This is a genomic window from Saccharothrix sp. NBAS 001 (assembly GCF_056640475.1).
On the sequence record NZ_CM153251.1, the window covers coordinates 9,558,533 to 9,581,328 of the forward strand.

Consider the following 22,796-nt stretch of genomic DNA (forward strand, 5'->3'; position numbering starts at 1 on the left):
CTTCGAAAATCGACCGGTACCGCCGGCACCACTGATCTCGGGAGCCGCGACTTCACGCGTGCCCGGTGCGCAGGCGAGGGATACTTCGACTCAGGCTCGGGCAGTCCGGGTTCGACTCCCGGCCGTCCTGCACGGGACGGTGGTGTAACGGAAGCACGCCACGTACCTTCGCCGACTTGATCTCGGGCCCGCCTGAAGTCGCGGCTCCCTCGTCCCACGAGGCAGTCCGGCATGGCCAAGCACAACACCGCCCGCGCACGTCCCACCGCCACCAGCCCCGTCACCACCGAGCGCACGCCATCGGGCCGCACGTTCGAGGGTGCGCCCGGCTACGCGCGCGACCTCAGGTCGGAGCTGTTCCTGCTGGCCGTGGCGAACCTCGGCAGCGAGCGGGCGTTCTACGAGTCCGGCGACGAGCGCGACAGCCGCTACGCCCGGCTGGTGCGCGCCGCGACCCTCGCCGACCCGGCGTGGACGGCGCGGCTGCTCGCGTGGCTGCGCGACGGCGCGAACATGCGCACCGCGCCCCTCGTCGGCGCGGCCGAGTTCGTGCGCGCCCGCCTCGACGCGCTCCGCGACGGGCAGCCCGCGGACGACGTCGTGACCAGCCGGTCCGTGGTGGACAGCGTGCTCAAGCGCGCCGACGAGCCCGGCGAGCTGCTGGCCTACTGGACCACGCGGTACGGCCGCGCGATCCCGAAGCCGGTCAAGCGCGGCGTGGCCGACGCGGTGCGCCGGCTCTACCACGAGCGCTCGCTGGTGAAGTGGGACTCCGCCGCCCTGGGGTTCCGCTTCGGCGACGTGCTCGACCTGACCCACCCGTCGCCGCGCGACGAGCGGCAGGGCGACCTGTTCAAGCACGCGATCGACCGCCGGCACGGGCGCGACCAGCCCGCGCCGGAGTCGCTGGGCGTGCTGCGGGCGCGGGCGGAACTGCTGGCGTGGCCGGTGGCCGAGCGCCGCGAGCTGTTCGCCCGCCCGGACGCGCCGGACGTGCTGCGCGCGGCCGGCATGACGTGGGAGTCCGTCGCGGGCTGGCTCCAGGGGCCGATGACGGCGAGCGCGTGGCAGGCGCTCATCCCGTCCATGGGCTACATGGCCGCGCTCCGCAACCTGCGGAACTTCGACGAGGCGGGCATCTCGGACGAGGTGGCCGAGCGGCTCGCGGCGCGCCTCGCCGACCCCGAGGAGGTGGCGGCGTCGCGGCAGTTCCCGTTCCGGTTCCTGTCGGCTCACGAGAGCGCGCCGAGCCCGCGGTGGGGGCGCGCGCTGGACCAGGCGCTGCAAGCCTCACTGGCCAACCTGCCCGCGTTGCCCGGCCGGTCGCTGGTCCTGGTCGACACCTCGGCGTCGATGACCGGGACGGTGTCGGCGCGCTCCACCGTCACCCCCGCCAAGGCGGCGGCGGTGTTCGGGGTGGCGCTCGCGGTCAAGGGGGAGGACGTCGACGTGCGCGGGTTCGCCGACGGCGAGTTCCGCCACCGGGTGGAGCCCGGCGGGTCGGTGATCCACGAGGTGCGGCGGTTCCTGCGCCGGATCGGGGACGTCGGGCACGGCACGGACATCGTCGGCGCGGTCCGGCGGTCCTACGACGGGCACGACCGGGTCTTCGTCATCTCCGACATGCAGACCATGTCCGGGCACGGCGAGGGCGTCGCGGACCTGGTGCCGGCGCACGTGCCGCTCTACGGGTTCAACCTGGGCGGGTACGCGCCCGCCGCGTTCGCCACGGGCAGCGGCAACCGGCACGAGTTCGGCGGGCTCACCGACGCGACGTTCCGGTCGGTGCCGCTGCTGGAGGCGGGCCGCGACGCCGACTGGCCGTTCTGACCACCACGCCGACGCCGCGTCCGGGCAGCCCGGACGCGGCGCCGGCGCGGTGGGCGCGATCAGCGCCAGCCGAGTCCGCGCAGGGCGTCGACGACCAGCGAGAAGCGCTCCGGCTCCAGCACCGAGCCCTCGCGGCGGATGTCGTCCTCGTCCAGTTCGAAGACCCGGTCCAGGCGCAGGTAGGACTCGCGGCCGTCGCGGTCCCAGCGGCCCGAGCCCAGCGGCAGGAACTCGTCCACCTCGTGCCGGTCGGGGGCCTTGCTGGTCAGCATCAGGGCCAGCAGGGCGCGCTTGTGCCGGCCGACGACCAGCAGCGGGCGGTCCTTGCCCCGGTCCGGGTCCTCCTCGTAGGGCACCCAGGCCCACACGACCTCGCCCGGGTCGGCCAGGCCGTCCAGGTCGGGGGAGTACTCCAGGGACGCCGCGGCGGCGGCCGAGTGGATCTCGCGCACCGCGCCCTTGGCCGGGCGCGGGTCTTCACCGTTCGTGTGCACGGCGGGACAGCTTATGGCCTCGGTCACGCCCGGGTGGAACAGCAGGTCGGCGGGACGTGAGATGATGTGCCGATCCCCTTTGTCCGTCCCGTGCGAGGAACCTGAGTGAGCACGTTCGCCGATCAGACGTTCACGCCTCCGGAGCTGATCCGGAACTTCTGCATCATCGCGCACATCGACCACGGCAAGTCGACCCTGGCCGATCGCATGCTGCAGCTCACCGGCGTGGTCGAGGAGCGGGCGATGCGCGCGCAGTACCTCGACCGCATGGACATCGAGCGGGAACGCGGCATCACCATCAAGGCGCAGAACGTGCGCCTGCCGTGGCAGCTCGACGGGCAGGACCACGTCCTGCACATGATCGACACCCCGGGCCACGTCGACTTCACCTACGAGGTGTCGCGGGCGCTGGAGGCGTGCGAGGGCGCGGTGCTGCTGGTCGACGCGGCGCAGGGCATCGAGGCGCAGACGCTGGCCAACCTGTACCTGGCGATGGAGAACGACCTCACCATCATCCCGGTGCTGAACAAGATCGACCTGCCCGCCGCGGACCCGGACAAGTACGCCAAGGAACTCTCGCACATCGTCGGCTGCGAGCCCGAGGAGGTGCTGCGGGTCTCCGCGAAGACCGGGCTGGGCGTCGGCGACCTGCTGGACGAGGTCGTGCGCCTGGTGCCCGCGCCGGTCGGCGCGGCGGACGCGCCGGCCCGCGCGATGATCTTCGACTCGGTGTACGACACCTACCGGGGCGTGGTCACCTACATCCGGGTCGTGGACGGCCGCATCACCCCGCGCGAGCGGATCAGGATGATGTCCACCGGCGCGACCCACGAGCTGCTGGAAGTCGGCATCATCTCGCCCGAGCCCAAGCCCAGCCGGGGGCTGGGCGTCGGCGAGGTCGGCTACCTGATCACCGGGGTGAAGGACGTCCGCCAGTCCAAGGTCGGCGACACCGTCACCTGGGAGAAGAAGGGCGCGACCGAGCCGCTGGCCGGGTACCGCGAGCCCCGCCCGATGGTCTACTCCGGCTTGTACCCGGTGGACGGCTCGGACTACCCGGAGCTGCGCGAGGCGCTGGAGAAGCTCCAGCTCAACGACGCCGCGCTGACCTTCGAGCCGGAGACCTCGGCGGCGCTGGGCTTCGGCTTCCGCTGCGGCTTCCTCGGCCTGCTGCACCTGGAGATCACCCGCGACCGGCTGGAGCGCGAGTTCGGGCTGGACCTGATCTCCACCGCGCCCAACGTGGTGTACCGGGTGGTCATGGAGGACGGCACCGAGCACGTGGTGACCAACCCGTCGGACTGGCCCGACGGCAAGCGGGCCGAGGTGTACGAGCCGATCACCAAGTGCACGATCATCGCGCCCAGCGACTACATCGGCGCGATCATGGAGCTGTGCCAGTCCAAGCGCGGCCAGCTGGGCGGCATGGACTACCTGTCCGAGGACCGCGTCGAGCTGCGCTACACGCTGCCGCTCGGCGAGATCATCTTCGACTTCTTCGACGCGCTGAAGTCCCGCACCCGCGGCTACGCGTCGCTGGACTACGAGGAGTCCGGCGAGCAGGACGCGGAGCTGGTCAAGGTCGACATCCTGCTGCAGGGCGAGCCGGTCGACGCGTTCAGCGCGATCGTGCACAAGGACCACGCCTACGGCTACGGCACCCGGATGGCGACCAAGCTGCGCGAGCTGATCCCGCGCCAGCAGTTCGAGGTGCCGATCCAGGCGGCCGTGGGTTCGCGGGTGATCGCCCGCGAGACGATCCGCGCGATCCGCAAGGACGTCCTCGCCAAGTGCTACGGCGGTGACATCACCCGCAAGCGCAAGCTGCTGGAGAAGCAGAAGGAAGGCAAGAAGCGGATGAAGATGGTGGGGCGCGTGGAGGTGCCGCAGGAGGCGTTCGTCGCCGCGCTGTCCACCGACGATTCGGGCAAGGACAAGAAGAAGTAACGCTTCCCCGAACTCTGACCCGACCGGCGGCGCGGGCCGGTCGGGGGCGCTCACCATGGTGGGCGGTACCCGGTCACAGGGGGACGGTGTGGAGTACGCGTTGAAGGGCTATCTCGACGGTCGGCTGGCCCCCGACCGGTTCGCGATCCGGTACGTGATCCAGGGGCCGTCGGGGACGACCGAGGCGAGCTTCGCGGGCACCGGCGAGTACCGGCTCAGCTCCACGGTCACGGCCGACCGCCGGCAGCGCTCGTTCACCGGGCGGATGGGCGCGCACGACGTGCGCGAACTCGCCCTGGTCGCGCTGCGGGCCGGGCTGTGGCGGGCGTCGCACGTCGGGTCGGTGGACGGCGGGGCCGAGACGCGGATCGACGTCACGGCGGGGGAGCAGACGTTCTCCGTGGTGCTGTGGACGTCGGAGACGGCCGAGGTGCGGTCGTTCGACCAGGTGCAGCAGCGGATCCTGCGGCTGGTGCACCGGCTCACCGGCGGGGTCGTGCAGGAAGTCGGCCACTGACCGGTGATTCCGCGAATTGATCGGCGTGCCGCCGGTCGGAATTCGGTGGCCGACTGATCTGAATTCCGGTTGTCCCCTTTAGAGGGACGATCGGAAATCAATAGTGGAATTACCTTTCCCCTCTGCCATGGTTGGCGAACCAAGTAGAAAGGGGGGACCATGACCATCATGCGAAACGACATCGGCGAACGTCCCTACACGGTGGAAGACCTGGAGGGCTTGCCCGATGATGGCCGGCGTTATGAACTCGTCGACGGGATGCTCATCGTGAGCCCGGCCCCGGTACTGCGCCACCAGAAGATCGTGGCGAAGCTCGTGGTGCACCTGGATGCCGCGTGCCCGGACGGGTTGCACGTGCTGCCCGCGCCGTTCGCCGTGCGGTACTCGCCGGCGACCGAGGTGCAGCCGGACCTGCTGGTGGCCCGGGAAGAGGACCTGACCGACAAGCTGCTGCCGGTCGCGCCGCTGCTCGTGGTCGAGGTGCTGTCGCCGAGTTCGGTGCTGACCGACACCAACCTCAAGAAGTCGCTCTACGAACGGATGGGCGTGCCGAGTTACTGGATCGTCGACCCCCGGGAACCGGCGCTCGACGTCTTCGAGCTGAACGACGACGGTGACTACGAACTGGCGTCCGTGGTGAAGGGCGACGAGGTGTTCGCCGCGGTGCGGCCGTTCCCGGTGCGGCTCGCGCCGAGCGAACTGCTGGGGACCCTGAAATGACGGAAGGGCCTTCGGAGAACTCTCCGAAGGCCCTCTCATTTGCCTCGCGCGTCAGCGCGCGTCGCGGCCCAGGCGGTCGATCGTGCGCAGGCGCAGGATCGTTTCGACTTCCCGGGTCTCGGACTCCGGGTAGCGGGCGATCGCGGCTTCCAGGTCCAGCCGGTCGCTCGGGCTGTCGTAGGCGGCCAGTTCGCGGCTGAGCCGCTCGGTGCGCCGGCGCAGGTCGCGGCGGGTGGTGAAGTACGTGCGGACTTGGTCGAGCGTCTTCGTCATGGTGCCTTTCGGGATTTCTGGATCGGTTCACCTCCATTCTGCCGCACGTCGCAGTGCCGTACCGGCGGTTTCGGGGTGACCTCCGCTACGCCTCCTGGCCTGCAGGGCCGTGCCCGTCCAGCAGGTCGAGCGCCCGGGCGTACTTCGCGAGCAGCCGCTCCTGGGTGGGCCTGTCCAGCAGCGCGATGCGGGGCGGGGACGTGTTGTCGGCGATGTCCGCCCGCTTGACCACGACCGCGACCGGGTCGGCCGCGACCCTGCTCAGGTAGTCCTCCTGGGACTCGCCTTCCCGGTGGGTCAGCGCCAGCACGGTCGCCACGACGGCCGGCGGGCAGCCCCGGGCCGCCAGGTCCTCGGCGGTGACGGCGGTGTCCTCCAGGACGTCGTGCAGCACGGCGGCCATCCGGGCGTGCTCGCCGGACACCCGGCCCATCACCCGCAGCGGGTGGCCGATGTACGGCGCGCCGGACTTGTCGACCTGTCCGAGGTGCGCCGCGCGCGCGATTCCGATGGCGTCATCAACGGTGAACGTCACGCGGCCCATGTTCACACCCTTGACAAGCCCCAGTGGTCTAGTCCATTTTGCCAGTGGCCCACGTCACCTGCTGGGCAAGGCCGCCGAATGGACTTCGTGGAGGTGGACGTGGCTTCGAGGACTAGACGCGCTCTGGTCGCCGTGGTGGTCGGCTTGCTGGCCATGGCGGGCCTGACCTTGGTGGTGGCGGGCAGCGCGTCGGCCGCCAACCTGGTCGCCAACCCCGGTTTCGACGCCGGGAACACCAGCGGCTGGACGTGTTCCAACGCGAACGTGGTCACCACGCCCAAGCGCAGCGGCTCGCACGCGCTGTCGGGCACCCCGGCCGGTTCCGACAACGCCCGCTGCTCCCAGACCATCGCGGTGCGGCCCAACACCGCGTACAAGCTCTCCGCGTGGGCGCAGGGTAGCTACGTCTACCTCGGCGTCACCGGGACCGGCAGCGGCGACAAGAGCACGTGGACGCCGGGCTCGACCAGCTTCACCCAGCTCAACATCGACTTCACGACGGGTGCCTCCGCGTCCAGCGTCACGGTCTACGTGCACGGCTGGTACGGGCAGCCCGCGTACTTCGTGGACGACGTGAACCTGGACGGCCCCGGCACCCCGCCGACCTCCACCACGACCACGACGCCGACGAGCACCAGCACCACGACCACGACGCCGACCAGCACCACCACGACCACCACCACGACGACGACCACCACGACCGGCAACCCGCCGGACCCGACGCTGCCGAAGCACGTGCTGACCGGCTACTGGCACAACTTCGACAACGGCTCGCGCGTGCTCAAGCTCGCCGACGTGCCCACCACGTACGACATCGTGGCGGTCGCGTTCGCCGACGCGGTGCCCGCGACCCGCGGCGCGGTGGAGTTCAACCTCGACCCGGTGCTGTCGAGCAAGCTCGGCGGCTACACCGACGCCCAGTTCAAGGCCGACGTCCGCACCCTCCAGGCGCGCGGCCAGAAGGTGATCATCTCGGTCGGTGGCGAGAAGGGCACCATCTGGGCCGGTGACAGCTCCTCGGCGACCGCGTTCGCCAACAGCGTCAAGACGCTGATCACGAACTACGGCTTCGACGGCGTGGACATCGACCTGGAGAACGGCGTCAGCTCCACCTACATGGCGCAGGCGCTGCGCAGCATCCACGCGGGTGGCGGCAAGGTCATCACGATGGCCCCGCAGACCATCGACATGCAGTCGACCGGCCAGGAGTACTTCAAGCTGGCGCTGGCCGTGAAGGACATCCTCACGGTCGTCAACATGCAGTTCTACAACTCGGGCACGATGCTCGGCTGCGACCAGAAGGTCTACTCGCAGGGCACCGTGGACTTCCTGGTGGCGCTGGCCTGCATCCAGCTCCAGAACGGCCTGCGGCCGGACCAGGTGGGCCTGGGCCTGCCCGCGTCGCCCTCGGGCGCGGGTGGCGGCTACCAGTCCGCGGCCAACGTCAACAAGGCGCTCGACTGCCTCGCCAAGGGCACGAACTGCGGCTCGTTCAAGCCGTCGCAGACGTGGCCGAGCATCCGGGGCGCGATGACGTGGTCGATCAACTGGGACGCGTCCAGCGGCTGGGGGTTCTCCAACACGGTGGCGCCTCACCTCGACACGCTGCCGTGACCTGAGGGGACGCTCCCCGGCCCGCCCTGCGGCGGCGGGCCGGGGAGCGTTCCGCTTCGCGGACTGGTCGGCAAGTCCGCCAAATGGCGGGTTATCGTCGGTGCCATGCTGGATCGACTCGAAGTGCCGGTGATCGCCGCGCCGATGGCGGGTGGCGCGTCCACGCCGGAGCTGGTCGCCGAGGTGGGCCGGGCGGGCGGGTTCGGCTTCCTGGCCGCCGGTTACCTGACCGTGGAGGCGCTCGCCGACCAGGTCAAGGAGACCAAGGCGCTGAACGGGGAACCGTTCGGGGTCAACCTGTTCGTACCCGGGCCGAAGTCCACTGTGGACTTGAAGGCGTACCGGGAGCGGGTGCGCGCGCAGTCGCCCGCCGAACCGGGCGAGCCGCGCTGGGACGACGACGGCTACGCGGCCAAGCTGGAACTGGTGATGGCCATGCGGGTGCCGGTGGTCTCGTTCACCTTCGGCCTGCCCGACGCGCACGACGTGGCACGGCTGCACGCCGCCGGCTCGACGGTCGTCGTCACGGTCACCACGCCCGCCGAAGCCCGCCAGGCCGCGCAGGTCGGGGCGGACGCGCTGTGCGTGCAGGGCTGTGACGCCGGCGGGCACCGCGGCACCTTCGCCGACGACGGGGTGTCGCCGGGCGGCGGCGAGCTGTTCGGCGTACTGGCCGCCCTCCGCCTGGTCCGCGCCCGGGTGGACCTGCCGCTGATCGCGACCGGCGGCCTGGTGCACGGCGCGGACGTGGCCGCGGTGGTCGCCGCGGGCGCGGTGGCGGCCCAGCTCGGCACCGCCTTCCTGTCCTGCCCGGAGGCCGGCACCAACCCCGCGCACCGGCGGGCGCTCGCCGACGGGACCCGGCGCACCGCGTTGACCAGGGCGTTCAGCGGACGTCCGGCGCGCGGCCTGGTGAACCGGTTCCTCACCGAGAACAGCCCGGCGGCACCGGCGGCGTACCCGGAGGTGCACCACCTGACCAAGCCGGTGCGCGCGACCGGTGACCCGGAGCTGATGTCGCTGTGGGCCGGGCAGACCTACGCGCTGGTCCGACCGGCCCCGGCGGCGGAGGTGGTGGCCCGGTTGCACACCGAGGCGCGCCAGGCACTTTCCACGGCGATCATGCGAATTCCGCCGCTGTAGCAACGCTTGCGCGGGTGAGAATGTCGGGGTGACGACAGCGCGCGAACTCGCCGACGACCTGCTGGCCGCGACCATGGACGCAGATCCGGTCACGGCGACCCTGATGGGCCTGCCCGGCCGGGACGACAAGCTGCCGGACCCGAGCGCGGCGGCGGATCGCGCGCTGCGCCTGCGGGCCGAGGAGATCGCGGCCCGCGCCCGCGTCGGGGACGACGACCCGCTGACCCGCGCGGTGGTGGTGCAGCAGGCCGGCGCGTTGGCGCGCAAGACGGGCTCGAACCTGGTCGAGCACACCCACGCCGAGGGCCTCAACGCGCCGATCGCCCTGCTGCTGGTGGCGTTACCGCTGATCAGACCCGTGGACGAGCGGGGCAGGCAGGACTACCTGGCCCGGCTGGCGGCCCTGCCGGACTACCTGGAGGCGCTGGCGCAGCGGCAGCGCGCCTCGGACCGCCGGCCGATCGCGCACCTGGTGGCGGCGGCCGCGGCCCGGCTGGACCGGCACCTCGCCGAGGAGTCCGACCCGCTGGCGATCCCGTTGCGGGGCACCGGATCCGCCGCGGCGTGCGAAGACCTGCTGGCCTCCGCGGTGCGCCCGGCGTTCGCCCGCTACCGGGACTTCCTGCGCGCCGAGATCGAGCCGCGCGGCCGTTCCGACCGCGAGCCGGGGCTGTGCTGGCTGCCCGGCGGCGGCGAGCTGTACGCGGGCCTGGTGCGGGTGTACACCACCACCGACCACACGCCCGAGCAGCTGCACCGGGTGGGGCTGGACCTGATCGAGGCGCTGGACCGGGAGTACGAGGAGATCGGCGCGCGGGTGTTCGGCCCGATCAGCGCGGCCGAGGTGCGCCGCCGGCTGCTGGACGACCCGGCGCTGCGCTGGAACACCGCGGCGGAGATGGTGGTGCTGGCCGAGGAGACCATCGCGCGCGCCGAGCGGGTAGCGGGCGACTGGTTCGGCACCCTCCCGGCCGCCCGGTGCGCGGTGGACGTGGTGCCCGAGGCGGACGCCCCGAACGCGCCGCTGGCCTACTACATGGACCCGGCGCTGGACGGCTCGCGGCCGGGCACGTACTTCGTGAACACCCACCAGGCCGAGCAGCGCGACCGGTTCAGCGCGGAGGCGACCGCGTTCCACGAGGGCGTGCCCGGCCACCACTTCCAGATCGCGCTCGCCCAGCAGCTCACCGGGCTGCCGCTGCTGCGCCGGTTCGCCTCGATCGAGGCCTACCTGGAGGGCTGGGCGCTCTACACCGAGCGGCTGGCCGACGAGATGGGGCTCTACAGCGACGACGTGTCCCGGCTGGGGATGCTCTCGGGCGACTCGCTGCGCGCCGCCCGGCTGGTGGTCGACACCGGGATCCACGCGCTGGGCTGGACCCGGCAGCAGGCGGTCGACTACCTGCGCGCGCACGCCGTGATGCCGGAGGTGGACATCTCCTCCGAGGTGGACCGCTACTCGGAGAACCCCGCGCAGGCGCTGTCGTACATGGTGGGGCGGCTGGAGATCCAGCGCCTGCGCGGCGAGGCGGAGCGCCGGCTGGGCGAGCGCTTCGACATCCGGGCGTTCCACGACGTGGTGCTCGGCGGCGGTCCGCTGCCGATGGCCGTGCTGGCCGACGTGGTCGACCGGTGGTGCGACTCAGTCGGCTGAGCCGCCGGTCTTCTCCAGCGCGGAGTTGCGCCGGCTGTAGGCGAAGTAGATCACCAGGCCGATGGCGAACCAGACCGCGAACCGCAGCCACGTCTCGGGCGCGAGGAACGTGATCAGCCACAGCGAGAACACCACGCCGAGGGCCGGCACGACGGGCATCCCCGGCGTCTTGAACGTGCGCGGCAGGTCGGGCTGCTTGTACCGCAGCACGATCACCGCGACGCAGACCACCACGAACGCCAGCAGGATGCCGATGTTGGTCAGCTCGGCGGCCTCGCCGATCGGCAGGAAGCCCGCGATCAGCGCGGACGCGCCGCCCAGCACCCACGTGGTGCGGGTCGGCACGTGCCGGACCGGGTGGGTCTTGGCGAACCACTTGGGCAGCAGGCCGTCGCGGGACATCGAGTAGCCGACCCGGGCGGCGCCCATCATGAACGTGAACAGCACGGTCGTGATGCCCAGCACCGCGCCGACCGAGATGACGATCCCGAGCGCGGGCAGGCCGATGTCGGCGAACGCGGTGGCGAACGAGCTCTCCGCGTCGATGTCCTTGAAGTTGACCATGCCGGTCAGCACCAGGCAGGCCAGCACGTAGAGCACCATCGAGATGGCCAGCGAGTAGATGATCGCCTTGGGCATGTGCCGCTGGGAGTCCTTGGACTCCTCGGCGGCGGTGCTCATCGCGTCGTAGCCGAACACCGCGAAGAACACCGTGGCCGCGCCGGTGAACGCGCCGGACAGGCCGAACGGGAAGAACGGGTTGTAGTTGGCGGTGTCGATGTGGAACACGCCGACCACGATCACCAGCAGGACGATCGCGACCTTCAGGTACACCAGGACGGTCTCGAACCGGGCCGCGTTCTTCATGCCCAGGTTCAGCACGTACGCGATGAGCAGGCACAGCAGCACCGCGAACAGGTTCACCTTGTAGCTGCCCTCGGCGACGCCGCCGCTCTCGGTGCCGGGCGCGCCGAGCATCCACGTCGGCAGGTCGAGGCCGAGCAGGTTGAGCAGTTCGTTGAAGTACCCGGAGATGCCGATCGCGACCACCGCCACGATCGCGGTGTACTCCAGCAGCAGGTCCCAGCCGATGAACCAGCCGACGATCTCGCCCAGCACCGCGTAGCCGTAGGTGTAGGCGGAGCCCGCCCTGGGGATCAGGCCGGCGAACTCGGCGTAGGAGAACGCCGCCGCCGCGCTGGCGACGCCCGCGATGAGGAACGAGATCAGCACGGCCGGACCCGCGGTCTGGTTCGCCACGGCCCCGGCGAGCGAGAAGATGCCCGCGCCGATGATGCCGCCGATGCCGATCGCGGTGAGCTGCCACAGGCCCAGGGTCCGGGTGAGCCCGGTGCCCTTCTCGTCGGAGATCTGTTCGATGGGCTTGCGGCGGAACACGCCCGAACCCTGGCCGAAGCCGCCCTGCACGGAGGTCATTCGCGCTCCCTCGTGGTTGTGTGCGGCGAACCGTACGCCCGTCCAGCAGGACCGGGTTTGTCCGCTCGGACCACCGATCGGGTGCTTTTTTGTCCTATCGGACGGTTGGCGGGCCGGCGGGCCAACAGCACGCCCGCCACCACGATCGCACCACCGGCGACGGTGTTCCACCCGGCGGGTTCGGCCAGGAACACCACCCCGAGCGCGGTCGACCACAGCGGCGTGAGGTAGGTGACCGTGGAGGCGACGGTCGGACCGGCCTCCCGGATCACGTCCAGGTTCAGCACGTACGCCAGGCCCGTGCCGGCCGCGCCCAGCACCAGCAGCGCCGCCGCCGCGGGCCACCCCGGCCACGCGGGCAGCCCGCCGACCAGCGGCGCGGCCACCGCGAGCTGCGCGGTGGCGCAGGTGATCTGCACGGCGGACAGGGCGCTCGCCGAGTGCGGACCGCCGGAGAAGAACCGCCGGGTGTAGGCGAACCCCGCGCCGTAGCAGAACGTCGCGCCCAGGCACGCCAGGCTGCCCACCAGCACGTCCTCGCCCAGGCCCTGCCACGCCTTGAGCACCACGAGCACGCCGGCGAACCCGACCAGGAGCCCGGCCAGCTTCGCCCCGGTGATCTTCTCCTGCGGCACGATCAGCAGCACGAACACCAGCGTCATCAGCGGCGTGGTCGCGTTGAAGACCCCCGCCAGCACCGAGCTGACCTTCGTCTCGCCGAACGCGAGCAGCGTGAACGGCACCGAGTTGAGCAGCGCGGCCACCACCAGCGCGTGCCCCCACAGCCGCCGGTCGCGCGGCACGCCCTGCCGCTGCACGGCGCAGATCGCCCACAGCGCCAGCGCGCCGAACAGGCACCGGAGCAACGCCACCCACACCGCGGGCACGCCCGCGTCCACCGCCACCTTGATCAGCGCGAAGCTGCCGCCCCAGATGGCCGACAGCAGCACGAACTTCCCGACCCACGATTTCCGCACCAGCCGACACTCTCCCGACCTGGCACAATGAGTCCAACAAATTGCCACCGGACCGGTATGAGAGTGGCTCATGACGTTGAACTTCGCGCAGCTGCGCGCGTTCCTCGCGGTGGTCGACGAGGGCGGGTTCGGCGCGGCCGCCGAGTCGCTGGGCCTGACCCAGTCCGCCGTGTCGCACGCGGTGGCCGCGCTAAAGCGCACGCTCGGCCAGCCGGTGCTGCACCGCCGGGGCGCGGTGCGGCCCACCGCGTTCGGGCACGACGTGCTGGCGCACGCCCGGACGGCGGTGTCCGCGTCGGTGGCGATGACCGACCTGGCCGCCCGCCGCAACGGCCTCGCGCAGGGCACGGTGCGGCTGGCCGCGCCGCCCACGGTGTGCCAGGGCCTGCTGCCCGAGCTGCTGGCCCGCTGGCGCGACGAGTTCCCGCACGTGCGGATCCGGGTGTTCGAGGGCGAGGACGACGAGGTCGCGGACTGGCTGGCCAACGGGACGGTGGAGGTCGCGGTCGTGGTCGACCCGCCGCCGGGCGAGGGTGCGCTGGTCGGCGAGGACGCGTTCCACGTGCTGCTGCGCGACGACCACCCGCTGGCGGGCGAGCCGGAGGTGGACGTGGCCGACCTGGTGGACGACCCGTTCCTGCTGTCCTGCGGCGGCTGCGAGCGGCACGTCCGCCGGGTGTGCCAGGGCCTGCCGATCACGCCCGTGCACCGGGTGCGCGAACTGGGCACGCTGCTCGCGATGGTGCGCGCCGGGATCGGCGTCTCGATCGTCCCCGGCCTGCTGGCGGCCATGCTCACGCCCGGCCTGGTGCTGGTGCCGCTGACCCGCCGGGTGACCCGGCGGCTGGTGGTCAGCGGTCCGCCGGGCCGCGACTGGCACCCGGCGGTGACCGCGCTGGTCGCGTCGGTCGGCTAGCGGGTGAAGACGATCTTGCCGGCGGTGTCGCCGTCGAGCATGGCCCGCAGGCCCTCCTCGGCGCGCTCCAGCGGCAGCTCCCGGCCGATCCGGGGGCGCAGCCCGTTGAGGGCGCAGAACGCCAGCAGGTCGCCCAGCTCCTCGCGGGTGCCCATGGTCGAGCCGACCACCCGCAGCTGGAGGAAGAACAGCCGCTGCAACTCCGCGGCCGTGGCGTCGCCGCTGGTCGCGCCGGAGATGACCACGATGCCGCCGGGCTTGAGCGACTTCATCGAGTGCGACCAGGTGGCCTTGCCGACCGTCTCGAACACCGCGTCGACCCGCTCGGGCAGGCGCGCGCCGGACTCGAACGCGGCGTGCGCGCCCAGTTCCACGGCCAGCGCCCGCTTCTCCTCGGTGCGCCCCGTGACCCACACCCGCAAGCCCGCCGCTTGGCCGAGCTGGACCAGCGCCGTGGCCACGCCGCCGGACGCGCCCTGCACCAGCATGGTCTGCCCCGGCCGCAGCCCGGACTTCACGAACAGCATCCGGTAGGCGGTCAGCCACGCCGTGCCCATGCACGCCGCCTCGGCGAAGGACAGGTCGGCGGGCTTGGGCAGTGCGTTGCGGGCCGGCACCACGACGTGCTCGGCGAACGTGCCCTGGTGCTTCTCGGTGAGCAGGGTGCGGCCCGGGTCGAGGGTCTCGTCCCCGCTCCACGCCGGGTCGCCGATCACCGAGTGCAGCACCACCTCGGTGCCGTCGTCGAGCACGCCCGCGCCGTCGCAGCCCAGGATCATCGGGAACCGGTCGGCTTTGATGCCCACGCCCCGCAGCGTCCACAGGTCGTGCATGTTCAGGCTGGCGGCCCGCACGCCGACCCGGACCCAGCCGGCCGGCACCTCGGGATCGGGGCGGTCACCGACGCGCAGTGCGGCGATGGGGTCCTGCGGGCTCGGCTCGGCTGCGTAGACGGCGAACATGCCTCGGAACTTACCCAGTGGTAGGGATCCCGGTGCGGTGAACCACGTCACGGCAGTAGGCTCGACACCGTGTTGGACGCGATAGCGCAGTGGTGGGACGCGGTCGAGCTGTGGATGGCGCAGCTCCCCTTCCCGTTCCAGTTCGCGCTGCTCATGGCGGTGCTGCTGCCGCTGAGCCTGGGCGCCGCGCGGCTGATCGACCGGGTCGTGGACAACGCGTCCTCCCGGTTCAACCCGCCGACGCCCGCCGACGCGCCGGCCGAACCCGACAAGGTGGACGCGGGCCCGCCTTCGTAGGCTGGCGGCCGTGACTCCCGCCAGGCGGCTCACCGCCGCACTCCTGGGCCTGCTCGCGCTGGTCGTGATCGGCTACTTCGCCAAGGACCTCGGCGGCTCGTCCGATCCCGCGCCGAGCACCTCGGCCACCTCCACCCGAGCGGTCGCCACCGGCGGGTCGTCGGCCGTCGGGCAGACCGGGGGACAGGCGGCCAAGGTGCCGGGCGCGGGTGCCGGCATGGCCGTGAAGGAGCTGTCCGGGCTGCCCGCCGAGGCGGTGGCCACGTGGCAGCTGATCGAGCGCGGCGGGCCGTTCCCGTACCCGCGCAACGACGGCGTGACCTTCCAGAACCGGGAGAAGCGGCTGCCCGCGAAGTCCGGCGACTACTACCGCGAGTACACGGTGCCGACGCCCGGCAGCCCGGATCGGGGCGCGCGTCGGATCGTCACCGGGTCGTCGTCCGAGGTCTACTACACCGGTGACCACTACTCGACGTTCGTCGTCGTGGACGTGAGCCGGTGAAGGTGTTCCGGTACGTCGTGCGGCCCGGCGCGCGGTCCAAGTCGGCCGCGCTGGCCGCGATCGGGCAGGCCCTGGAGTTCCCGGACTACTACGGGCAGAACCTCGACGCCCTCTACGACTGCCTCACCGACCTGTCGTGGCTGCCGCCCGGCGAGCACGTGCTGGTGTGGGAGGGCGGCGACGAGGACGTGGAGTCCGTGCTGGCCGACGCCGAGGCCGAGACGGCCGGCGGTGCGCGCCGCTTCGCCGTGCACTACCCGGGCCGGCCCGGCCTCGGCTGAAGCCGGGCGCTCCCGCTCGTCCGTCCCGGCCGGTGCTCAGTCCTGCTCGGGGACCCAGGACGGCTTGCGCTTGGCGACGAACGCGGCGATGCCCTCCTGGCCCTCGGGGCCGCCGAAGTGCCGGGCGGACAGCTCCAGCATGTCGGCGAACACCTCGCCCAGGCCGCTCGGCCGGGGCTCCTGGAGCATCCGCTTGGTGGCGGCCAGCGCGTTGGGCGCGCCCAGGGCGAGCATGTCGGCGTAGCGGGCCACCTCGGCGTCCAGCCCGTCCGCCGGCACCGCGGCGTTGACCAGGCCGATCGCCTGCGCGCGGGTCGCGTCGAACGTCTCGCCGGTCAGGAACAGCTCGTGCGCCGCGCGGGGCAGCAGCCGGGGCAGCACGGTCACCGAGATGACGGCCGGCACCACGCCGATGCGGACCTCGCTGAACGCGAACGTGGCGGTCTGCGCGGCGATCGCGATGTCGCACGCCGCGACCAGCCCCACGCCGCCCGCGCGGGCGGGGCCGGCGAGGCGGGCCACGACCGGCTTCGGGCTGGTCCAGAGCGCTTCCAGGATGGCCGGGAACTCGTTGACGCCCTGCTGGTCGGCGCTCGCGCCGCCGGCTTCCTTGAGGTCCATGCCCGAGCAGAACACCGGCCCGGTGTGGGTGAGCACGAGGACGCGCACGGCGTCGTCGGCGATCGCGGTCTTCAGGTGCCCGGTCAGCTCGGCGCGCAGCCGCGCGGACAGGGCGTTGCGGTTGTGGGGGGAGTCCAGCGTGATCGTCGCGATGCCGCGCCGCACCTCGTAGTGGACCAGCTCGTCTGCCATGGGCCGCACTCTACGAGGCCGGTCGATTGACAGCATGCTGTCAAAATGACAGGATGCTGTCATGACAGTGAAGACGGTCCACCTCGCCCTCTACGACACGCTCGCGGACTGGGAGTTCGGTTTCGCCACCGCGCGCATCAACGACCCGGCGTTCCAGAAGAACCCCGGCAGCCACCGGGTGCGGACCGTCGGCGCGACCCTCGACCCGGTCACCACGATGGGCGGCGTGCGGGTCCTGCCCGACCTGGCGCTGGCCGACGTCGACCCGGCGGACAGCGCCATGCTGATCCTGCCCGGCGCGGACACCTGGGACGGCGGCGGCAACGCCGGGTTCGGCCGGGCGGCGCGGCGCTGGCTGGAGGCCGGCGTGCCGGTGGCGGCGATCTGCGGCGGCACGGTCGGTCTCGCGGCCGAGGGGCTGCTCGACGACCGCCCGCACACCGGCAACGCCGTCGAGGAACTCGCGGCCGTGGCCGGCTACGCGGGCGCGGAGCACTTCCGCGCCGAGCGCGCGGTGCGGGCGGGCGGCCTGGTCACGGCGGGCGGGGCGAGCGCGCTGGAGTTCGCCCGCGAGGTGCTGGCGGAGCTGGACCTGTACGAGCCGGCCGTGCTCGAAGCCTGGTACGGCCTGTTCCACACCGCCGACCCGGTGTGGTTCGGGAAGCTGATGGCGGCGGTCTCGTGACCTCCCGGCCGGGCGGCCCGGCGGCCGGGCCGCGCACGGCGGCGGGCGACGCGCTGACCGACGTCGTGATGCGCACGTTCCGCCTCTACGGCGGCTTCCTGGAGGCCGCCGAGATCATGACCAAACCGGTCGGGCTCACCGCGGCGTGGTGGCAGGTGATGGGGGTGGTGCTCAAGGGGCCGCTGCCGGTGTCCGGCATCGCCCGCGAGGTGGGGCTGGCCCGGCAGAGCGTGCAGCGGATCGCGGACCTGCTGGTGGACAAGGGGTTGGCCGAGTACCTGCCCAACCCCGCGCACCGCCGGGCCAAGCTGTTCCAGGCGACCGAGGCCGGGTTCCGGGCGATCGCGGGCCTGCGCGAGGCGCAGCACGCGTGGGCCAACCGGATCTCGGCCCAGGTCGACGCGGACGAACTGCGCACCGCCGCCGCCGTGATGCAGCGCCTGATCGCGGCGCTCGACGCGGACTGACGCTCAGCGCGGTCGTGGCCAGCACGTGCGCGCACCGCACCGCCACGGTGACGTCCGGCTCGGCAAGCCGCGTCGGCTCGCAGTCCTGGTTCCACCCGACGATCCCGGTGGCGACGGCGTGCGCCCGCTCGTCGTCGGCGGCGAGCAGCGCCGAGGCGAGCGCCAGGCATTCGCCTTCGGCGGTGCCGTGCAGCGACGCGGCCAGTTCCCCGACCCGGTCCGCGATCACCCGACCGGGCACGGGGTGCAGGGCGGCGAGGCAGGCGAGCAGGAACCGCCCCATCGGCGGCTCCGCGTCCCAGCGGGCCAGCAGCGCGGGCAGTTCCCCGCCGACCGCGATGTGGGTCTCCTGCGCCCACCAGTCCTCGGCGGTCAGGTAGTGGGCGGCGGTCAAGAGGCCGTCCGCCCACCGGTCGGACGCGTGCACCAGGGTCCGCAGGAGCGGGTCGCGGCCGGGGAAGGGCAGCGTCGCGGACGCGGTGAGCCGGGCCAGGAAGCGCAGCGCGGGCGGGGTCGCGGAGTAGCAGGAGCCCTGGTGCAGGACGTTGTCGCCGATCAGTTCGCCGAGGGCGTCGTCCCAGTCCTCGTCGGGTTCGGCGAGCGCGCGCAGCAGGTCCGGCACGTCCTCGGCCGAGCCGTGCGCGTGGTGCAGCGAGGCCCAGTCGACGTCGTCCAGGCCGGGGAAGTCGAACGTCCCGTCGACCACCTCGTCCGGTTCGCCGGCGAGTCCGGCGCCGGGCGGCGGAGAGGTCACCACCACGTGCGGAACCGGCGGTCGACCGCCGGGGTCGGTCACCACGAACCTCTCGCCGCTGCGGCCCCTGCCCAGGTCGGACACGTCGAACCGCGCACCGCCCCGGGGAATCCCGCCGTGCCGCCGGGCGATCGCAGCGGCTTCCCACGCGACCGCAGCGATCTGCCGGTGCCCCACCGGGTCGAGGGTGTACGGACCTTCGTCAAGCGCACTGACCACCCACTGCCCGTGCGCGTTCCACCCCGAGACCCGCGCGAACCCGTACGCCGCAAGCGCTTGCGCGATTTCCCGCGCCGAATCTTCGTCCGCAGCGCGGAAATCGTGCTCCCCGGCCATCGCCGTCCACCCGGCCATCCCGCCCCCTCAGCGTCGACCACGATCTTTGTCGGTGCCCGCTGGGACGGTGGAACCGGGGCCGCAGGCCGGGGAGCGGTGCGGAAGCCGAGCCGGCGGGCGCGGGTCAGGCCGAACGGCTGGCGCGGGCGCCCGCCACCGCGTCGAACCGGTGCAGCACGACCTCGGCCACTTCCGGGTCCGCGCCCAGCGGAGCGGCGACGGCGGCGTCCCCGGCCAGGTCGGCGACCCGGTCGGGGAGCAGGCCGGGCGCGAGGAACCACGACGCCACGGCGATCCGCCGCGCGCCGCGCTCCCGCAGCCGCGCCACGGCGGTCGGCACGTCCGGCGACGCGGTGGAGGCGAACGCCGCCTCCACGCCCGCCCAGCCGGAGTCCGCCGCCCACCGGCGGGCGATCGAGGAGACGGCGGCGTTGGCCGGCGCGTGCGAGGAGCCCGCGCCCGCCAGCACCACGCCGACCGACCGGTCCCCGGACGTCACGCCGGCCGCGGCCAGGCGGCGCAGCGCCGCCGACTCCAGCCGGGGATCGGGCCCGAGCACGTCCGCGATGGTCACGTCCAGGGACGGCAGCCGGGCTTCGGCCACCGCCCCCGGCACGTCGACCCGCGCGTGGAAAGCCTTGCCCAGCAGCAGGGGCACGACCACCGCCGACCGGTGGCCGGCCCCGTGCACGGCCCGCAGCACGTCACCGAGCCTCGGCGCGGACAGGTCCAGGAAGGACCCTCGGACGTCCAGCGAGGGCCGCAGCCCCCGCACCACTTCCAGCAACGCGTGGACGGTGGCCGCCGAACGCGGGTCGCGACTGCCGTGCGCCACGGCGACCAGGGCCGTCACAGCGCACTCGTCAGACCGCGGGCGCGCAACACCGCCCGCTCCAGCGGCCGGAACACCAGCAGCTCGATCCCGACACCCACCAGCAGGATCAGGAAGATCGCCGCGATCACCATCGAGATGTCGTTGAGCGACGACCCGTTGTGCAGGTACTGCCCGAGCCCCTCGCCCAGCTGCGGCGAGGTGGCGATGATCTCGGCGGCCATCAGCGAGCGCCACGAGAACGCCCAGCCCTGCTTGAGCCCGGCCAGGTAGCCGGGCAGCGCGGCGGGCAGCAGGATGTGCCGGGCGGCCGCGAGCCTGCCCGCGCCGAGCGCCTGGCCGACCCGGGGCAGCAGCGGCGGGATCTGGTCGACGCCCGCGACCAGGCCGTTGGCGATGGACGGGACCGAACCCATCAGCACCACGAAGTAGATGGTCGACGGGGTCGCGCCGAACCACAGGATGCCCGCCGGCACCCACGCCACCGACGGCAGCGACTGGAGGCCGGTGACCAGCGAGCCGATCGCCGCGCGCACCACCCGCACCTTGGCGATCAGCAGCCCCAGCGGGGTGGCGATCACCACGGCGGTCAGGAAGCCCAGCACGGCCCGGCTCACCGACGTCCACAGCACGTCCAGCGCGCGGCCGGTCTCGACGGCCTCGGCGACCGCCGACCACACCGACGCGGGCGAGGGCAGCTGGTACTCGGGCCAGAAGGCCGCCGCCCACAGCGCCTGCCACGCGCCGAGCAGCAGCCCGAACGCGATCAGCGGCGGCACCCCGGTGCGCACGAACCGCCTGCCCAGCGAGGGCCGCTGGTCCTGGGACGGCGCGTCCAGCGCGTCCAGGCCCGCGCCGACCGCCGCGAGGTCGTTGTCAAGCTGCGGCGTGGCCACTGATCACCTCTCGCAGGTGGCTGGTGATGTCGCTGATCAGGGCGGGCTCGTCGCCGTCGGCGGTGGACCACTCGCGGACCACGCGGCCGGGTCGGGAGGACAGCAGGACGACCCGCTGCGCCAGCCGCACGGCCTCGCGCACGTCGTGCGTGACGAACACGATCGCGGTGTTGGTCTCCCGCCACACCCGCACCAGCTCCGCCTGGAGCACGTCGCGGGTGATGGCGTCCAGCGCCGCGAACGGCTCGTCCATCAGCAGCAGGCCGGGCGTGCCCTCCTCGGCGCTGCCCAGCGTGGAGGCCAGCGCGCGGGCCAGCGCGACGCGCTGCCGCATCCCGCCGGACAGCTCGTGCGGCCGCTTGTGGCCGGCGCCTTCGAGGCGCACCAGCGACAGCAGCTCGCCGGCCTTCTCCCGGCGCTCGCCGCGCTTGAGACCGGCCAGCCGCAGCGGCAGCTCGACGTTGCGCGCCGCGGTCAGCCACGGCATCAGCGCGGCTTCCTGGAACATCACGGCGGGCCGTGACGTGGACAGCTCGATGGAGCCGGAGGTGGGCGCGTCCAGCCCGGCGACCAGGTTCAGCAAGGTCGACTTGCCGCAGCCGGACGCGCCCAGCAGGCACACGAACTCGCCGGGCACGACCCGCAGGTCGACGCCGTCGAGCGCAAGGACGGAGTTGGAGCCGTGTCCGAACGACTTGCGCACGGCGGACAAGGTCACCGCGGGGTCCACTGTGGACTGCGCGGCGTTCTCAAGCGTGGCGGTCATGGCGTGCCTGCCTTCCCCTGAGCCCTTGGTTACTTCTTGTCCAGCCCGGCGGAGTCCACGGACGGCTTGCCCGCGGCCGTGAGCACCTTGTTCAGCAGCGTGAAGTCCGCCAGCCCGGAGACGTCCGCGGCCTCCTTGGCGACGCCCGCGGTGACCGCGTCCTTCGCCAGCTGCGGGAACGTCTTGGCCTGCGGGTCGAGGGTCAGCTCGATGTTGTCGAACGCGCGGTCGAGCACCGGGTCGCCCAGCGACTTGCCGGTGAGCGTCTTGAGCGCGTTGTTGACCACCTGCTTGGCCTCGGCCTTGTTCTTCTGGGCGAAGTCGGTGGCCGCGAGGTGGCCCTTGAGCAGCGCCTCGACCGTCTGCGGGTGGTCCTTGAGGAACTGGGTGCGCACGATCAGCACGGTGGTCGGGAACTTCCCGCCCTCCCACAGGGACTTCTCGTCCAGCAGCACCTTCGCGCCCGCGTCGAGCACCAGCCGCGAGGACCACGGCTCCGGCGCCCACGCGCCCTGCACGTCGCCCTTCTTGAACAGGTCGAGCGACTGCGCGTTCTCCGTGTTGGTCACGTTCACCTGGTCGGCGCCCGCGCCGACGCCCAGCTTCTGGTCGGACAGCCACTTCTTCAGCGACACGTCCTGGGTGTTGCCCAGCTGCGGGGTGGTGATGACCTTGCCCTTGAGGTCGGCCGCCGAGTTGATGTCGGGCTTGACCACGAGCTGCGCGCCGCCGGAGGTCGCGCCGGAGATCAGCCGGATCGCCTCGCCCTTGGACTTGGCGAAGGCGTTGATGGCCGGGCCGGAGCCGATGAACGTGGCGTCCAGCGATTCGCCGAGCAGCGCGTTGACCGCCTCGGGGCCCGCGTTGAACGTCTGCGTGGTGAGCTTGGTGCTGCCCAGTTCCTTCGCGAACAGGCCCTTGTCGACGCCGATCAGGGCGGCGGCGTGGGTGACGTTCGGGAAGTAGCCGAGGCGGATCTCGGTGGCCGGGCCCTTGTCCGCCGCGGGGGCGTCGGAGGCGGCGCCGGCGTCACTGCCCGCCCGCGAGCACGCGGCGAGTGCGACGAACGCGGTCAGTAAAGCCACGGACTTGGTCAGGATGCTGCGTCTGGTGCTCACGGCGGCGAAGCCTTTCTGGGG

General features: G+C 72.5%; 24 protein-coding genes. 13 read left to right on the top strand and 11 right to left on the bottom strand.

The features are described from left to right. The first annotated feature begins 231 nt into the window (after positions 1-231). Positions 232-1,830 carry a vWA domain-containing protein gene (locus AC0HI0_RS43215; RefSeq protein WP_480929247.1) on the top strand — a complete coding sequence of 533 codons (1,599 nt, stop codon included), beginning with the start codon at positions 232-234 and terminating at the stop codon, positions 1,828-1,830. Positions 1,831-1,889: 59 nt separating this feature from the next. On the opposite strand, the gene AC0HI0_RS43220 is transcribed toward AC0HI0_RS43215, so the two are convergent. Then, entirely contained in the window at positions 1,890-2,324 is a 435-nt protein-coding gene (locus tag AC0HI0_RS43220; RefSeq protein ID WP_480929248.1) for a type II toxin-antitoxin system PemK/MazF family toxin, read from the bottom strand. Between the two features lie 105 nt (positions 2,325-2,429). On the opposite strand from AC0HI0_RS43220, the gene lepA reads away from it, so the two are divergent. The 3 genes from lepA (at position 2,430) to AC0HI0_RS43235 (ending at position 5,508) form a co-directional block, all read left to right on the top strand. Next, positions 2,430-4,271 carry a translation elongation factor 4 gene (lepA, locus tag AC0HI0_RS43225; RefSeq protein WP_480929249.1) on the top strand — a complete coding sequence of 614 codons (1,842 nt, stop codon included), beginning with the start codon at positions 2,430-2,432 and terminating at the stop codon, positions 4,269-4,271. Positions 4,272-4,359: 88 nt separating this feature from the next. Continuing rightward, positions 4,360-4,788 carry a hypothetical protein gene (locus AC0HI0_RS43230; RefSeq protein WP_480929250.1) on the top strand — a complete coding sequence of 143 codons (429 nt, stop codon included), beginning with the start codon at positions 4,360-4,362 and terminating at the stop codon, positions 4,786-4,788. A gap of 159 nt (positions 4,789-4,947) precedes the next feature. After that, complete coding sequence (locus AC0HI0_RS43235; RefSeq protein ID WP_480929251.1) at positions 4,948-5,508, top strand: Uma2 family endonuclease; 561 nt, start codon at positions 4,948-4,950, stop codon at positions 5,506-5,508. A 51-nt stretch (positions 5,509-5,559) separates the two neighbouring features. Here the strand turns inward: AC0HI0_RS43235 and AC0HI0_RS43240 are convergent, their stop codons facing one another. Beyond that, a complete protein-coding gene (locus tag AC0HI0_RS43240; RefSeq protein ID WP_480929252.1) occupies positions 5,560-5,781 on the bottom strand; it encodes a hypothetical protein in 222 nt (73 codons plus the stop codon). An 85-nt stretch (positions 5,782-5,866) separates the two neighbouring features. Next, positions 5,867-6,325 (bottom strand): HD domain-containing protein, encoded by a 459-nt coding sequence (locus tag AC0HI0_RS43245; RefSeq protein ID WP_480929253.1) that lies wholly within the window; start codon positions 6,323-6,325, stop codon positions 5,867-5,869. A gap of 78 nt (positions 6,326-6,403) precedes the next feature. On the opposite strand from AC0HI0_RS43245, the gene AC0HI0_RS43250 reads away from it, so the two are divergent. The 3 genes from AC0HI0_RS43250 to AC0HI0_RS43260 all read left to right on the top strand — a co-directional run bounded on the left by AC0HI0_RS43250 (position 6,404) and on the right by AC0HI0_RS43260 (position 10,736). Next, on the top strand, positions 6,404-7,939 hold the full coding sequence (locus AC0HI0_RS43250) for a chitinase (RefSeq protein WP_480929254.1): 1,536 nt from the start codon (positions 6,404-6,406) through the stop codon (positions 7,937-7,939). A 105-nt stretch (positions 7,940-8,044) separates the two neighbouring features. Next, the gene (locus AC0HI0_RS43255; RefSeq protein WP_480929255.1) at positions 8,045-9,082 is read left to right on the top strand and encodes an NAD(P)H-dependent flavin oxidoreductase; all 1,038 of its coding nucleotides are present in this window, start codon (positions 8,045-8,047) and stop codon (positions 9,080-9,082) included. Between the two features lie 28 nt (positions 9,083-9,110). Beyond that, a complete protein-coding gene (locus AC0HI0_RS43260; protein WP_480929256.1) occupies positions 9,111-10,736 on the top strand; it encodes a DUF885 domain-containing protein in 1,626 nt (541 codons plus the stop codon). Here AC0HI0_RS43260 and AC0HI0_RS43265 read toward each other — a convergent pair. Both AC0HI0_RS43265 and AC0HI0_RS43270 read right to left on the bottom strand, forming a co-directional pair. After that, positions 10,725-12,173 (bottom strand): amino acid permease, encoded by a 1,449-nt coding sequence (locus AC0HI0_RS43265; protein ID WP_480929257.1) that lies wholly within the window; start codon positions 12,171-12,173, stop codon positions 10,725-10,727. The genes AC0HI0_RS43260 and AC0HI0_RS43265 overlap by 12 nt on opposite strands. Continuing rightward, positions 12,170-13,150, bottom strand: coding sequence for a DMT family transporter (locus tag AC0HI0_RS43270; RefSeq protein ID WP_480929258.1), 981 nt, complete (start codon positions 13,148-13,150; stop codon positions 12,170-12,172). The genes AC0HI0_RS43265 and AC0HI0_RS43270 overlap by 4 nt, the downstream gene beginning before the upstream one ends. 70 nt (positions 13,151-13,220) lie before the next feature. On the opposite strand from AC0HI0_RS43270, the gene AC0HI0_RS43275 reads away from it, so the two are divergent. Further along, positions 13,221-14,066: a LysR family transcriptional regulator gene (locus AC0HI0_RS43275; RefSeq protein WP_480929259.1), complete on the top strand. Its 846-nt coding sequence runs from the start codon at positions 13,221-13,223 to the stop codon at positions 14,064-14,066. Here the strand turns inward: AC0HI0_RS43275 and AC0HI0_RS43280 are convergent. Next, the gene (locus AC0HI0_RS43280) at positions 14,063-15,028 is read right to left on the bottom strand and encodes a zinc-binding dehydrogenase (RefSeq protein ID WP_480929260.1); all 966 of its coding nucleotides are present in this window, start codon (positions 15,026-15,028) and stop codon (positions 14,063-14,065) included. The two genes, AC0HI0_RS43275 and AC0HI0_RS43280, sit on opposite strands and share 4 nt — an antisense overlap. A gap of 69 nt (positions 15,029-15,097) precedes the next feature. On the opposite strand from AC0HI0_RS43280, the gene AC0HI0_RS43285 reads away from it, so the two are divergent. From AC0HI0_RS43285 to AC0HI0_RS43295, 3 genes are read left to right on the top strand one after another with little or no spacing between them, the layout of a single operon-like run. Further along, positions 15,098-15,325: a hypothetical protein gene (locus AC0HI0_RS43285; RefSeq protein WP_480929261.1), complete on the top strand. Its 228-nt coding sequence runs from the start codon at positions 15,098-15,100 to the stop codon at positions 15,323-15,325. A 10-nt stretch (positions 15,326-15,335) separates the two neighbouring features. Continuing rightward, positions 15,336-15,827, top strand: a complete 492-nt coding sequence (locus AC0HI0_RS43290) for a guanyl-specific ribonuclease (RefSeq protein WP_480929262.1) — start codon at positions 15,336-15,338, stop codon at positions 15,825-15,827. Continuing rightward, positions 15,824-16,108 carry a barstar family protein gene (locus tag AC0HI0_RS43295; RefSeq protein ID WP_480929263.1) on the top strand — a complete coding sequence of 95 codons (285 nt, stop codon included), beginning with the start codon at positions 15,824-15,826 and terminating at the stop codon, positions 16,106-16,108. The genes AC0HI0_RS43290 and AC0HI0_RS43295 overlap by 4 nt, the downstream gene beginning before the upstream one ends. 36 nt (positions 16,109-16,144) lie before the next feature. Here AC0HI0_RS43295 and AC0HI0_RS43300 read toward each other — a convergent pair whose 3' ends face one another. After that, entirely contained in the window at positions 16,145-16,921 is a 777-nt protein-coding gene (locus AC0HI0_RS43300) for an enoyl-CoA hydratase-related protein (protein ID WP_480929264.1), read from the bottom strand. A 61-nt stretch (positions 16,922-16,982) separates the two neighbouring features. Here AC0HI0_RS43300 and AC0HI0_RS43305 point away from each other — a divergent pair, with 61 nt between their 5' ends. Beyond that, positions 16,983-17,606 (top strand): DJ-1/PfpI family protein, encoded by a 624-nt coding sequence (locus AC0HI0_RS43305; protein ID WP_480929265.1) that lies wholly within the window; start codon positions 16,983-16,985, stop codon positions 17,604-17,606. Then, positions 17,603-18,073 carry a MarR family winged helix-turn-helix transcriptional regulator gene (locus AC0HI0_RS43310; protein ID WP_480929266.1) on the top strand — a complete coding sequence of 157 codons (471 nt, stop codon included), beginning with the start codon at positions 17,603-17,605 and terminating at the stop codon, positions 18,071-18,073. The genes AC0HI0_RS43305 and AC0HI0_RS43310 overlap by 4 nt, the downstream gene beginning before the upstream one ends. 1,214 nt (positions 18,074-19,287) lie before the next feature. Here AC0HI0_RS43310 and AC0HI0_RS43315 read toward each other — a convergent pair. Genes AC0HI0_RS43315 through AC0HI0_RS43330 form a run of 4 tightly spaced genes read right to left on the bottom strand, consistent with a single transcriptional unit; the run spans position 19,288 to position 22,775 of the window. Beyond that, on the bottom strand, positions 19,288-20,016 hold the full coding sequence (locus tag AC0HI0_RS43315) for a sirohydrochlorin chelatase (protein WP_480929267.1): 729 nt from the start codon (positions 20,014-20,016) through the stop codon (positions 19,288-19,290). Beyond that, positions 20,013-20,891 carry an ABC transporter permease gene (locus AC0HI0_RS43320; protein WP_480929268.1) on the bottom strand — a complete coding sequence of 293 codons (879 nt, stop codon included), beginning with the start codon at positions 20,889-20,891 and terminating at the stop codon, positions 20,013-20,015. Before AC0HI0_RS43320 ends, AC0HI0_RS43315 begins: the two co-directional genes overlap by 4 nt. After that, a complete protein-coding gene (locus AC0HI0_RS43325) occupies positions 20,872-21,657 on the bottom strand; it encodes an ABC transporter ATP-binding protein (protein ID WP_480929269.1) in 786 nt (261 codons plus the stop codon). Before AC0HI0_RS43325 ends, AC0HI0_RS43320 begins: the two co-directional genes overlap by 20 nt. Positions 21,658-21,686: 29 nt before the next feature. Then, the gene (locus AC0HI0_RS43330; protein WP_480929270.1) at positions 21,687-22,775 is read right to left on the bottom strand and encodes an ABC transporter substrate-binding protein; all 1,089 of its coding nucleotides are present in this window, start codon (positions 22,773-22,775) and stop codon (positions 21,687-21,689) included. Between the last annotated feature and the right edge of the window lie 21 nt (positions 22,776-22,796).

Bases quoted from the DNA above. Each gene is read 5' to 3' on its own strand.
- AC0HI0_RS43305 (WP_480929265.1), top strand. From the start codon at position 16,983: ATGACAGTGAAGACGGTCCACCTCGCCCTCTACGACACGCTCGCGGAC.
- AC0HI0_RS43265 (WP_480929257.1), bottom strand. From the start codon at position 12,173: ATGACCTCCGTGCAGGGCGGCTTCGGCCAGGGTTCGGGCGTGTTCCGC.
- AC0HI0_RS43215 (WP_480929247.1), top strand. From the start codon at position 232: ATGGCCAAGCACAACACCGCCCGCGCACGTCCCACCGCCACCAGCCCC.
- AC0HI0_RS43240 (WP_480929252.1), bottom strand. From the start codon at position 5,781: ATGACGAAGACGCTCGACCAAGTCCGCACGTACTTCACCACCCGCCGC.
- AC0HI0_RS43300 (WP_480929264.1), bottom strand. From the start codon at position 16,921: ATGGCAGACGAGCTGGTCCACTACGAGGTGCGGCGCGGCATCGCGACG.
- AC0HI0_RS43280 (WP_480929260.1), bottom strand. From the start codon at position 15,028: ATGTTCGCCGTCTACGCAGCCGAGCCGAGCCCGCAGGACCCCATCGCC.
- AC0HI0_RS43250 (WP_480929254.1), top strand. From the start codon at position 6,404: ATGGACTTCGTGGAGGTGGACGTGGCTTCGAGGACTAGACGCGCTCTG.
- AC0HI0_RS43255 (WP_480929255.1), top strand. From the start codon at position 8,045: ATGCTGGATCGACTCGAAGTGCCGGTGATCGCCGCGCCGATGGCGGGT.
- AC0HI0_RS43245 (WP_480929253.1), bottom strand. From the start codon at position 6,325: ATGGGCCGCGTGACGTTCACCGTTGATGACGCCATCGGAATCGCGCGC.
- AC0HI0_RS43235 (WP_480929251.1), top strand. From the start codon at position 4,948: ATGACCATCATGCGAAACGACATCGGCGAACGTCCCTACACGGTGGAA.
- AC0HI0_RS43275 (WP_480929259.1), top strand. From the start codon at position 13,221: ATGACGTTGAACTTCGCGCAGCTGCGCGCGTTCCTCGCGGTGGTCGAC.
- AC0HI0_RS43325 (WP_480929269.1), bottom strand. From the start codon at position 21,657: ATGACCGCCACGCTTGAGAACGCCGCGCAGTCCACAGTGGACCCCGCG.